Here is an 11953-nt window from a genome sequence, read left to right on the forward strand (position 1 = left end):
TTGAAATAAAAACGAGTCTAAATACCTCAGTTTCTAAAAATAACTAAGGTTTCAGAAAATCGATAAGTCATTCTTAATTTTTAGTAGTCAAAATGACATACAGGTCATAAGGCTCAGTGTTCGGAGTAAATTCATGCTTAACAATGCACATATCGAAATCATCAAATCTACTATCCCTCTACTTGAGAGCGCAGGCCCAGCTTTAACTCAGCACTTTTATCAACGTATGTTCACGCATAACCCTGAGTTAAAAGATATCTTCAATATGACTCACCAAAGAACAGGTCGCCAAGGTGTAGCACTGTTTGAAGCTATCGCGGCTTATGCAAAAAACATCGAGAACCTAGCGGCGCTAACCTCAGCGGTTGAGCGTATCGCACAGAAACACACAAGCTTTAATATCCAACCAGAGCATTACCAAATCGTTGGTCTTCACCTGATTGAAACGCTACGTGAATTAGCGACCGATGCGTTTACGCCAGAAGTAGAAGAAGCATGGACAGCGGCTTATCTGTTCTTAGCGCAAGTATTCATCGACCGTGAAGCAGAACTTTACCTACAGCGCAAGCAAGCTGTTGGTGGCTGGGAAGCGGCACGTACGTTTGTTATCGCAAACAAGATTGAAGAGTCAGCACTGGTTACTAGCTTCATCCTAGAGCCAAAAGATGGCGGTGAAGTTCTGGATTACACTCCAGGTCAATACATCGGTATTGAAGTGAAACCTGAAGGCGCACAATACAGTGAAATTCGTCAATACTCACTGTCAGACAAGCCGAACGGCAAATACTACCGCATCTCTGTGAAACGTGAGGGCCAAGGTCAAGAAACGCAAGGTGTTGTTTCTAACCACATGCACAATGCCGTTGCTATCGGCGATGAAGTTAGCCTATACGCACCGGCAGGTGACTTTATGTACCAAGAACGCAGCAAGCCAGTAACGCTTATCTCTGCGGGTGTAGGTGTAACGCCAATGCAGTCTATGCTGGAGTTCTTGAACAACGAGCAGAAAAACGAACCTGTACTTTACCTTCACGCTTGTGAAAACGTAGGCCAACACTCTTTCACGACTCGTGTAAAAGACATTGTTGCCGACAAAGGTTGGTCAGCGAAAACGTGGTACATGAACAAAGACGAGTCTGCATGTGAGAACACACATGAAGGTCAAATGGATCTAGCGTCTATCTCTGATACTAACGGTTTTGAAGAGAGCGACTTCTACATCTGTGGTCCTGTTGGCTTTATGAAGAACATCGTAGAGCAGTTAGACGCACTTAAAGTAGATCGTTCACGCGTACATTACGAAGTATTTGGCCCACACGCTGACTTCTAAGAATCGTACTCGCCTGATCGATTAACCACCTTGCCTATTCAAAGGTCTCACATTGTGAGGCCTTTTTTCGTTTGGTTTATCCAGCGAGCGATAATTAGATATTAGAGTAGGGAGTAATCAAGGTAAGATCTCCAGGCGTTCGACTTAAGAACGCTTAAACTTTTTGGACATGTAATCAGAATCAAAAAACTCAGGCCAGTACATTTTTACATAGCCGCCAGCGACCCAAATGACCAAGATAGTCGCGATGGTCAACTCGAAGAAGCCAAACTTGTGTAGCCAGTACCATTGTGGGTATTCAGCACCGATGGGAAGGTAACCGCAGCAATTGAAGGTTGGAACTTTAACCGCATCAATCGGATGTAACACAGGTAAATCAGCAGGGTCATAGTGATGGCGATACCCGCTAAAGCACCCGTCAGGATCGGGTCTGGATTATCAAAGTTGACCAAGTAAGCAGCCAAAGACAAGTTAACTGGCGCTGCCATGATAGCCAATGTTGGTCTTGCTCTTCGAGGTAAACTCCCTTCAAAAACCAAACGGCACAGCACTACGGGAAGCATAAAGAAATAGATGCCAATACACGTGGCTGCGAGTGTTTCTGAAAAGACCGTGTGTCCAAACTGTGTGCCTGCTAATGAGCTACTGATTAAGCCTACCGGATAGAGAAACCAGCTCGGAACAATGTTCGACATTTTGAAATTGATGATCTGAAAACCGAAGAACAACACCATCATACTAAAATGCAACAATAACGCGCAGAACCAAATTGGGTAGGCGATTATTGGCGATATCTCAGCGAGATAGTCACACAGAATCAATAACGCCATGCTCATCGGCGCCATTAAGCTTCCGCTTAGTGGATGGCGAATATCATTGATGAAGGTATTAAAGCTGGTGAGATAACGAAGTAAAACGGGCAATAATAACAGCGCACCCAAAGCAGCCAGGTAAGGGCGAATGATCTCACCAACCCCTGGGAGGTATAATGCCCAAGCTTGTCCTAGTCCAATTACACCAAGTGCTAAAGACGCCTGAGAGGGCGGCACATTTTTTACTTGGGTTAATCTTCTCCAGTTCAACGACTTGCTCCAGCTTAGTTATTTATAGCATGTGGATGCTTATAGAATATCAGTGAGTAATAGAATTTTTGCCCTAGTTAGAGCGTGTAGCTATGCCATCAATAGATGTTGAGAGTGTTCAACTAATTTTGAGTGGATGATAGCAAGTTTAACGAGTGCTTTTTTGATTTTGATGTGGAATCGGGACATTAAGCACGTTGAATGTGTGCTTTGTTTTATAAGTCATTTGTAATTAATGCACTTCCTCTTGCTGAGGGAGGTCCTGTTGTCTTAACTTCTCGTTTTTAAGTGTACGGTTCAATAGTTGGCTGTAAATTGGCTGACCACCAAGCATCTGCGCAATGATCACTGCACCCAAGCAAGTGATGATCAACGGTAGGATAAGATAATAGTTATTGGTCATTTCGATAACCAGTAAAATACCTGTAATCGGCGCACGCACGGTTGCAGCGAATAAGGCACCCATACCCGCAATCGCAAACATACCCGGTTCAATATTCAATTCAGGAAAGAATACCGCAGCAATAAGTCCAAACGCGTAACCAAAGAGCGTGCCGAGTGCGAGCATCGGTGCAAAGATACCACCGGGAGCACCAGACCCAAAACAAAGCAGAGTAGTCAGAACGCGCCCTAGGAAGATCAATAACAATACGTTTGTGCTGTAACTGCCATTAGTGATATTGGGGATAATACCAATACCACCGCCAGTCAATTCGGGAATATAAAGAAGTAACAGGCCAAAGCAGCCACCGAGCAAGGTCCCTGTGATTAAGTAGCGTTTACGGTCGTTCTTGTGGATCGCCACAAACATGTCTTGGGAGAGTGTAATCAACTTATTGAAAATCACACCAAAGAGCCCAAATAACACACCTAACAATAGGAACAACCAAAGCGCATCCAGTTCAGGTGGCTGGTATTGCGGCATGGTGATAACAGCAGACTGGCCGTTGATCGAACGAAAAACAATGTTGGCTGATACAGCGGAAATGATGACGGCTTTGATTGAAATTAACGAGTAGCGAAATTGTGGTCTCATTTCTTCAACGACAAACATGATCCCAGCGAGTGGTGCGTTGAATGCAGCCGCTAAGCCACCAGCAGCACCTGAGGCAAGCAATGAGTGTCGAGTATCATCATCTTTTACTCTAAAGATGTCAGTCACCATGCGACCGATACTGCCACCCATTTGAACGGTTGGCCCTTCACGGCCTAACACCATACCTGAGCCTAAAGCCCCCATACCACCAAAGAATTTTACTGGTAACACTCTCCACCATCGAACAGGACGCATGCCGTCCATTGCGCCTTCGATTTCAGGAATCCCTGATCCGGCCGCTTCTGGAGCAAAGCGATGCACGAGAAAGTAACCGATAAAGGCAAATGCAGCACTGATAAGAAAGGCCGCAAGCCAAAGGGGTAAGTGGCTACCGATTTCATCTTTCAGCCAATCGGTACGAGTTTCTGTGATGAAATGAACCGCGACTTCGAAATAGGTGCCAACAACGCCAGCAAGCACACCAACGATGCATGAAAGAAAGAGAACTGAAGCTGGGGTCTTATCTCTTGAGAGAAATTGATTAATAGCATCCCTTGACATTTTGGCTAATAGGGACTGCTTCATTTTCTCTCTTCTGGTCATTGAGATAAGGTTCCTGAATGGGTTGAGATGGGACTTCAGTAAATTATACGCTTCCTCTGCATATCCTATAGCAGCAAAGATGCAAAGTTGAATTTCATTTATGGAATATACGTGTTACATAAATGGAATCTATGGGCAATAGTGGAATCACCGTCACAATTTTGATCGATTCTCAGATGGCACCTTGAATATCCCCAAAAATGAACCATAGTTAAATAGTAAAGCAACATAACAAACCGCAAGGAGACGTGAGGTTTTACACACAATTTGGATGGATTCAGATACAAAGTTTTAGTTTCTCGTTAATTGTTCAGGTCGATATTTAAGGCTTCCTGATTCGCGAACTCACGATTGAGTAACGAGATTGAGGCGTACTTCAAGTACGCCTTTAATTCGTCAGGAGCATTCATTTTTCTTCGTTCTCCTCTTTCTAGTGACACTCATACAACTTCTGACTTAGATCATTCTCCGTATAAACAAGCGATTGGGGTCAATTTCTCCGTGATTGTGTATATACTCGTTGAAAAAGGAGAACTGATATGAACAAAAAAGTTCCTACAAACATAATTACGGGTTTTCTAGGTGTCGGTAAGACAACCGCTATTTTGAACCTTCTAAAAAATAAACCTGAGAATGAAAATTGGGCTGTTCTGGTTAATGAGTTCGGTGAAATCGGCATTGATGGCGCCTTAATGACAGACCAAGGCGCTTTAATTAAAGAAGTTCCGGGTGGCTGCATGTGCTGCACTGCTGGTGTTCCCATGTCAGTAGGTATTAATGCCTTGCTGCGTCAGAAGCCGGATCGCTTATTGATTGAGCCAACAGGTCTTGGTCATCCAAAGCAGGTTATTGCGACGCTGACTTCAGAGCAATACACACCCTATGTGGACTTAAAAGCGACGTTAGGCTTGGTTGATCCAAGAAATCTGTCGATTGAAAAATACACCTCTAATCAGAATTTTAATGATCAGCTAGACAGTGCTGATGTAATCTTGGGTACTAAAGTAGATTTGGTTCATTCTGAAGATATCGACGTATTCAATGATTGGGTGACCGATCAAACACCTGCCAAAGTGTCCCATAAGCTAATTCACGATGGTGAAGTGCCATTGGAAGTGTTGGACATTGAAAGGGTACATGGCAGTGCTTCGTCTCATATTGAATCGCACCATCATGATCACGCTGAACAAGAACCTCAATTCCAACTTCCTCCGGGAGAAGCTTTTATCCGCAAAGAGAACAAAGGTCAGGGCTACTTTAGCTGTGGCTGGTTGTTTGGCGCTGAACACAAGTTTGATTTCGATGCACTGTTCTCAATGTTGTCAGATCTGACGGCTGAGCGTGTAAAAGCAGTGGTAAACACCGATCAAGGTTGCTACGCGTTTAACGTGGCGAATCAAGTGGTGTCAGTGAATGAAATTTCCCTTGATGGCTTCGAATCTCGACTGGAAGTGATCGACTCGCAGTTAATGCCTTGGGGCGATCTCGAGCAGATTCTACTCAAGCTGTGTGGTATTAAATAACCCTGTTTTGGCTATTTGAACCTATGATCTTGGTGTTTACTTCGTTGAAGGCGCGGTAAACACTAGATTAAATGAGAAAGTTTGCGTTATATCACGATAAATGTGAGATAAATCACTCTAATTACTTTATAGTGCTCGGCTAAAATAAGAACATAGGCTGTCTGCTTAAGGAACCCGTAACAATGTCATTTTCCTCTCAAGGTTTGGCTCCTGAATTAGTCAAAGCGTTGACTGAATGTGGTTATGAGAAACTCACACCAATTCAACAAAAAGCGATTCCAATGGCTCGTAAAGGCCATGATATTTTTGCTACTGCCCAAACCGGTACGGGTAAAACAGCGGCATTCTCATTGCCTGTTATCCAACACCTTTTGAACAGCGGTAAAAAGGCGTCTAGAGGAACGGCTCGCGGCCTTATTCTTGCTCCGACTCGTGAGCTCGCTGCGCAGATCGCTCAAAACATCAAAGACTACGTTAAATATACTGAACTAAGCGTTTCAGCGGTTTACGGTGGTAACAAGATGTCTTCACAAGTTCGTCAATTAGAACTGGGTGTAGATATTTTGGTTGCAACACCAGGCCGTTTAGAAGAGCACTTAGAAGCGGGTAACGTGTCTATTGCTAACCTAGAATTCCTAGTATTCGATGAAGCTGACCGTATCCTTGATATGGGCTTCATCAATGCTGTTCGCAAGATCATGTTAGATGTGGAAACCTCTCCACAAATCATGATGTTCTCAGCGACAACATCAACTCAGTTAAACCAACTGTCTGTAGATATTCTGCGTAAACCAAAACGTATTAGTGTTGAGCGTGAAAACTCAACGGCTGCTACGGTAGGCCACGTGGTGTACCCAGTGGATCAAGAGCGTAAAACAGAGCTACTTTCTGAGCTGATCGGTCGTAAAAACTGGCGTCAGGTTCTTGTGTTCGTGAACTACAAAGAAACAGCGAATGATGTAGTTAAAGAGCTTAAATTAGACGGTATTAAAGCGGTACTTTGTCACGGTGATAAAGCACAAAGTGCTCGTCGTCGTGCATTGGATGACTTCAAAGAAGGTAGAGCTCGTGTGATGGTAGCAACTGATGTTGCAGCTCGTGGTCTTGATATCGAAGATTTACCACACGTAATTAACTACGACATGCCTTTCCTTGCGGAAGATTATGTTCACCGCATTGGCCGTACTGGTCGTGCTGGTAAACAAGGTCACGCAATTTCTTTCGTTAACCGCGAAGAAGAGCTGACTGTTGTTCAAGTTGAAAAACTGATTCAACAACGTATTCGTCGTATTGAGCAGCCGGGTTACGAGCCGAAGAAACGTGACGCTTACATCGAGAAGCTAAACACTAAATCGGCTTACAAAAACCGTCAGGGTCGTAAGAACAACGCAAACGAAGAAAAACCAGATCAAGCAAGCGCTGAGCGTCGTTTAACTATGATGAAGCGAATTCAAAACCGTCGTAAGTAATTACGATCGGTGATCGAAAAGAGCCACTGTGATGTGGCTCTTTTTGGTTGTGCTGTTTGTGTTTAGGGTTCAATACTATTTTGTCTCAACATAAACTCGTGGTAATAAGATGAGTCGGTATAAGAATTCGTCACTATAAAGCGTGGTCACTGCATAGCTTGGTTCTTACAAAGCTTAGTTCTTACAAAGTTAAGCTACGATACAGCTTCGCTCAATAACCGCTGTAGAAACAACGCATCAAATAAAAATAAGTCGATAGGGTAATAATATGGATAGCGCGCTGCTTTGGGCTTTTATTCCAACGTTCTTCTTTGTGTCAATCACGCCCGGTATGTGTATGACCTTGGCTTTGACGTTGGGTATGAGTATTGGCTATAAGCGAACATTATGGATGATGGTTGGTGAACTTGCGGGTGTGGCTGTTGTGTCAGTTGCCGCTGTATTGGGCATTGCATCAATCATGCTTAATTACCCGTGGTTGTTTACTGGGTTTAAATTTATTGGCGCCGGTTACTTGTTCTACTTGGGTGTTCAAATGTGGCGTTCAAGAGGAAAGCTAGCGATCAGTACCGATAAACAAGCAACCAAAGTCAGTAATGATTGGGATTTGGTGGTGCAAGGCTTCGTAACGGCAATCGCGAATCCTAAAGGGTGGGCATTTATGGTTTCGTTACTGCCCCCATTCATCAATAGCAATGTCGACTTAGCGCCTCAGTTGTTGATTCTTGTGTCTATCATCCTTGTTTCTGAGTTTGTTTGTATGACTTTGTACGCGACAGGCGGCAAGAGCTTAAAACATATGCTCGGCAAGGCAGACAATGTTAAGTTGATGAACCGTATTGCTGGTACTTTGATGATGGGTGTTGGTGTATGGTTGTTCGTGAGTTAACTGTGATAACGGTATTGCGATCAACGATAACGGTTAGAGATCCCCGCTTCAGTCGTTCCTCCTTCTCGAGAGTGACGAGAGCTTGGGATGACGATCTCTTTTAATGACGATAAGTTTTGAAGGCTCGGATTCTTACTCAAACCGAATATTGAATTGAATATAAAAAGAGCGATAGGGAATTTAACCTTATCGCTCTTTTTCGTTTTAACGTCTTTAGATTGAGCCGCTTTTAATTACTATCGATATCAAAGAGCCCAGCTTTAGAGCTCTGTTTAAACCGCGATTTCACCACCGTCTTCACGACGAATCACAACCGTAGATGATCTTGGGCGAACACTTCCTTGAGTTTGCGTAGTTGCGTCACTTGAAGAAGGCCAGTTTGCAGGGTGTTGAATATTCACAAACAATGATTTGTAATCAGGACTAATGGTAAAACCTGTTACTTCACATCCGTTTGGACCAACAAAGAAACGCTTAAGTTGTGCTTGGTTGTTGGCATCAATCACCGCACTGTTGCCTTTGCCATCTGTTAATTGAGATGGAACCACTGCCAGCATTTGGTCATTGGTGTAGCCAGTGACTTCGTCCGCGCCGTTATCCGTCTGAATCCATAAAATTCCACGAGCATCAAACGCTAATCCATCCGGGCTAGCAAACTGGTTCATGTCTGTTAATCCAGAGCGGTTGATAGAAGTATCTTCTACTGCTGGTGAGCCAAATACAAAGATATCCCAATCGAATTCGCCTGCTGTTTTGCCTTCATCCCAACGGATAACATGGCCAAACTTGTTATTCATGCGAGGGTTAGCTGAGTTTGCTTCTTTACGTTTGTTGTTATTCGTCAGCGTTAGGTAGGCTGTACCTGTCATTGGGTCAACTGAGCACCATTCCGGACGATCCATTGGTGTTGCACCAACAAGGTCGGCTGCGCCAGCCGTATTGATGATAAGTGCTGCTTGAGAATCAAACGAGTCGCCAAGTTTGCCGCCGTTCGTTGTAGAGCTGCTAAGTGTTAGCGGTAACCACGTACCAGAACCGTCATCGTTGAACTTCGCTACATACAGCGTGCCTTTATCCATGTATTTGTCACCGGCACTTAGGCGATTGCTTGGTTGAGCATCACGTGCGTCCCATTTCACTTCAGAAACGAATTTGTATAGGTATTCAAAACGAGAGTCGTGACCAGAATAGAATACGATTGGCTCGCCTTCAGTAAGTTTGCCAAACGTACAACCTTCATGACGGAAACAACCCAGTGCAGAACGTTTCTTCGCGCGAGAGTTTGCGGTGTATGGGTCGATTTCAACGATATAGCCGTGACCGTGTGCTTCGTTACGGTAATCATCCATTGCTGATTCGCCTGCTGGTGTCACATCAAAGCGTACGAACTCGTCTAGTCGTTCTTGTTGGTTGCCAGAAAGCGTGTCCCAACCGTAGCGTGTTTTATCCGTTGCGATGCCAATACGCTCTTGAGCTGGTGTCGTTGTGCCTTTATTGACAAAGTAGCCTGGCCAGTTCTCTTCACAAGTTAGGTAGGTGCCCCAAGGCGTGTAGCCGTTACCACAGTTATTCAGTGTGCCACGTGCTTGGCTGCCATCTTGTGAGAATTTGGTTTTGGTGAACTCACTATGGGCAACAGGTCCAGAAAGATCCATCACGGTAGCGCCCGTATAACGACGGTTTAGTGGATCGTTATCGACCATTACCCATTGATTGTCTTCAAGCTTGATGCGAACCACACTTACACCGTGTGCGTTGATTTCTTTACGCACTTCATCAATGCTAGGGCGAGCGCCTTCATTGTATGTTGGGCCATTGGTGTGCAGTGCTTTTTGGTCGATGTATTCGTGGTTGATAACCAACAAGCCATCATTGCTGTTGCCGTCTAATGGGAAGAAGTGCATGCCATCGTGGTGCATACCAAGCGCGTTGGCTTGGTCTTGTGTGTTGTTTGTTCCGTCTTTTAGCCAGGCATTGCCTTGCTTGTTAAGCGGAGTGCCCCAAGGAACCAGTACTTGTGCCGTGTAGCCTTTCGGTACGACTACGTTGTCTGTTAATGAACCTTTAACTGATTCGAATGCCAACGTAGCAGCGCTTTTTTGTGCTCCGTTTGATGATGCTGTTGCAGCGTGAGCTGTGCTATGACCCGCTAAGCCGAACGCTCCGAACGCCGTCATTGCACTGATACCTAAACCGCCTTTCAAAACGTTTCTTCTGGATAGGTTAGCGTCGAGTACTTCTTCGAATGGTTTGTTTTTACTCTTATTGAAACGAGTGCTATCAAATGTTTCCTTGCTCATCTGTACTGCTTCCTATTGGCTGTAATTATTATGGGTTATTCATGACTAGCTCGGTTATTAATCGATTAGTTAATAAACTGGTTCAATGTGTGCGCTATCCTGAAGTAGTTAAGTGACAGATTTTTATAGATTCGATTAAGGTTTTGTTTCTGTAGCACGATTTTTGCGATTAAGCGTGATGAGCAATACAAAACTCTTGGGAAATGAAGAGGAACTGTGCATAAGTGTTTTATTAAACGTAGAGAGAGACAGTTATGAAATTAGATAGAATCGAAAACAAAAATCGCCGCCTTCGCAAGAAATTATACCTAGGTGAATTCGCGATTCTGGGTTTTGAAGTAAGCTGCAAGACATCGATTACTGATTTTGACCAATACGATGTGTTCATTGATGAGTTCATCGACTTCATCGATAGCATCGGTCTGTGCTTTGGTGGTGGTGGCCTTGAGTTGTTTGAAGGTTTCCTATGCTCTATTGAGCGTTACCGTTCAGTAACAGAAGCAGAGCAACTGCAAGTTGCACAATGGCTTGAAGCTCGCGCTGAAGTAAGTAAAGTTGAAGTTAGCGAACTTATTGACGCAAACTACGCATTCTAAATTGATGTTGTGCTGTTAGCTCAACGTAGAGGCCTGTTACGGCTTTTAAAATGAGCAACAATATGCCAGAACAAAGGCCGAATCGGTATATCGATTCGGCCTTTTTGCGTTTGTTTCGTCCCATTTTTCTTCACACTCTGTTCTTTTATAGCTTCACAGGAAGTTAGTGAAGCTATGGTTATTCGAAGACTTAGCAGAAGGCGGAAGCAACTCTCAGCTGCTCGCTTTTAAACTTGTTAGATAATGCGTTGAGGCACAAACCTAGTGGGGCGATGGTGTCTTTGAGTGTTGGTTTAGAGTCGGATGTAAAACGAGTCAAGGTCGTGATCCATAATGAGATTGAGCAGGAAGCGCCAAATGGGTCATTGGGTATCGGGACCAAAATCGCTCAGTCGATACTAATGTTGCATTAGAGTATGTTAGAGACGAAGGCAGAGAACTCATTTCAGCAAAGCTTCTATGTGCCGTCGATATAGCGTTACTTGTCTTTGTATAGCTTTTGCGTCTTTCAGCTTAGGTTATAGACGAGTTGTTCACTAAGGCGCGAGCAACTCGTTGAGAAGCTTTTAAGTTGAAGAGGCTTTAAGCGTCTTTGTTTCCTTCTTCGTTGTCTTCATTCACTTTCGCGTAAAAATGAAGAAGCTCTATCAGCTCTTTTACCCAACCAAATGCTTCTGTCGGTGCGTTTACCAAAGTCTTCTCTACTTTCTTACAATGAGTCTCAAGGTCGATAGCTTGCTCAAGGTTGAACGACATCGCGTAGAAGTGCCAAAGCAATAGACGTGTCATGCGTTCGATGTTTTGTTGTGAGTTATCTGACTCACTAAATGCTAGGTTCACTTCACTCAGTGCGATTGCAGTCATTCGTAGCATAGCGTCAAACTTCGCTGATTGCATGCGCTCTTCACTGATGACTTCTTCCTGCTCAAAAGTAAACAACTCTGTCATCGCATCTTCAGAGACAAGACGATGGATCATTCTTAAACTAAATTCTTCTAGTTCTTCACGAGGCATGGTGTTTAAGCAAGTTAAAGTGTAATCGCGTTGCATAGCGTTCTCTTGGATGAGCAAAAAGGTCGTACAGTTTAATGGAGAAGTGAGCTCAGAAAAAGCAGATTCTAGTGA

8 protein-coding genes and 2 pseudogenes are annotated in these 11953 nt (G+C 44.0%); 6 read left to right on the forward strand and 4 right to left on the reverse strand.

Annotated features, from left to right (window positions below; genetic code table 11):
* The first annotated feature begins 133 nt into the window (after positions 1–133).
* A complete protein-coding gene (gene hmpA, locus ACMAZD_RS21535) occupies positions 134–1330 on the forward strand; it encodes an NO-inducible flavohemoprotein (protein WP_435249417.1) in 1197 nt (398 codons plus the stop codon).
* A gap of 144 nt (positions 1331–1474) precedes the next feature.
* Here the strand turns inward: hmpA and ACMAZD_RS21540 are convergent.
* Positions 1475–2379: pseudogene (locus ACMAZD_RS21540) on the reverse strand (TDT family transporter).
* A gap of 265 nt (positions 2380–2644) precedes the next feature.
* The gene (gene clcA / locus ACMAZD_RS21545) at positions 2645–4051 is read right to left on the reverse strand and encodes a H(+)/Cl(-) exchange transporter ClcA (RefSeq protein ID WP_435249418.1); all 1407 of its coding nucleotides are present in this window, start codon (positions 4049–4051) and stop codon (positions 2645–2647) included.
* Between the two features lie 539 nt (positions 4052–4590).
* On the opposite strand from clcA, the gene ACMAZD_RS21550 reads away from it, so the two are divergent.
* From ACMAZD_RS21550 to ACMAZD_RS21560, 3 genes are all read left to right on the forward strand, one after another.
* A complete protein-coding gene (locus ACMAZD_RS21550; RefSeq protein WP_435249419.1) occupies positions 4591–5574 on the forward strand; it encodes a CobW family GTP-binding protein in 984 nt (327 codons plus the stop codon).
* Positions 5575–5756: 182 nt separating this feature from the next.
* On the forward strand, positions 5757–7043 hold the full coding sequence (locus tag ACMAZD_RS21555) for a DEAD/DEAH box helicase (RefSeq protein WP_435249420.1): 1287 nt from the start codon (positions 5757–5759) through the stop codon (positions 7041–7043).
* 268 nt (positions 7044–7311) lie between these two features.
* Positions 7312–7932 (forward strand): LysE family translocator, encoded by a 621-nt coding sequence (locus tag ACMAZD_RS21560; protein ID WP_435249421.1) that lies wholly within the window; start codon positions 7312–7314, stop codon positions 7930–7932.
* Positions 7933–8204: 272 nt separating this feature from the next.
* On the opposite strand, the gene ACMAZD_RS21565 is transcribed toward ACMAZD_RS21560, so the two are convergent.
* Positions 8205–10232, reverse strand: a complete 2028-nt coding sequence (locus tag ACMAZD_RS21565; protein ID WP_435249422.1) for a PhoX family protein — start codon at positions 10230–10232, stop codon at positions 8205–8207.
* Positions 10233–10486: 254 nt separating this feature from the next.
* Between ACMAZD_RS21565 and ACMAZD_RS21570 the strand changes: the two genes are divergently transcribed.
* Both ACMAZD_RS21570 and ACMAZD_RS21575 read left to right on the forward strand, forming a co-directional pair.
* A complete protein-coding gene (locus ACMAZD_RS21570) occupies positions 10487–10828 on the forward strand; it encodes a YggL family protein (RefSeq protein ID WP_435249423.1) in 342 nt (113 codons plus the stop codon).
* A 224-nt stretch (positions 10829–11052) separates the two neighbouring features.
* Positions 11053–11304 (forward strand): annotated as a pseudogene (locus tag ACMAZD_RS21575) (sensor histidine kinase); the annotation flags it as partial.
* A gap of 106 nt (positions 11305–11410) precedes the next feature.
* Here the strand turns inward: ACMAZD_RS21575 and ACMAZD_RS21580 are convergent.
* Positions 11411–11878, reverse strand: coding sequence for an exoribonuclease R (locus ACMAZD_RS21580; protein WP_435249424.1), 468 nt, complete (start codon positions 11876–11878; stop codon positions 11411–11413).
* Positions 11879–11953: the final 75 nt, after the last annotated feature.

Origin of the sequence: Vibrio sp. nBUS_14 (assembly GCF_051201655.1) — a bacterium.
In the GTDB taxonomy this organism is placed as follows: domain Bacteria; phylum Pseudomonadota; class Gammaproteobacteria; order Enterobacterales; family Vibrionaceae; genus Vibrio.

Excerpts from the sequence above, each read along its gene's own strand:
- hmpA (WP_435249417.1), top strand. The coding sequence starts at position 134 with ATGCTTAACAATGCACATATCGAAATCATCAAATCTACTATCCCTCTA.
- clcA (WP_435249418.1), bottom strand. The coding sequence starts at position 4,051 with ATGACCAGAAGAGAGAAAATGAAGCAGTCCCTATTAGCCAAAATGTCA.
- ACMAZD_RS21550 (WP_435249419.1), top strand. The coding sequence starts at position 4,591 with ATGAACAAAAAAGTTCCTACAAACATAATTACGGGTTTTCTAGGTGTC.
- ACMAZD_RS21555 (WP_435249420.1), top strand. The coding sequence starts at position 5,757 with ATGTCATTTTCCTCTCAAGGTTTGGCTCCTGAATTAGTCAAAGCGTTG.
- ACMAZD_RS21560 (WP_435249421.1), top strand. The coding sequence starts at position 7,312 with ATGGATAGCGCGCTGCTTTGGGCTTTTATTCCAACGTTCTTCTTTGTG.
- ACMAZD_RS21565 (WP_435249422.1), bottom strand. The coding sequence starts at position 10,232 with ATGAGCAAGGAAACATTTGATAGCACTCGTTTCAATAAGAGTAAAAAC.
- ACMAZD_RS21570 (WP_435249423.1), top strand. The coding sequence starts at position 10,487 with ATGAAATTAGATAGAATCGAAAACAAAAATCGCCGCCTTCGCAAGAAA.
- ACMAZD_RS21580 (WP_435249424.1), bottom strand. The coding sequence starts at position 11,878 with ATGCAACGCGATTACACTTTAACTTGCTTAAACACCATGCCTCGTGAA.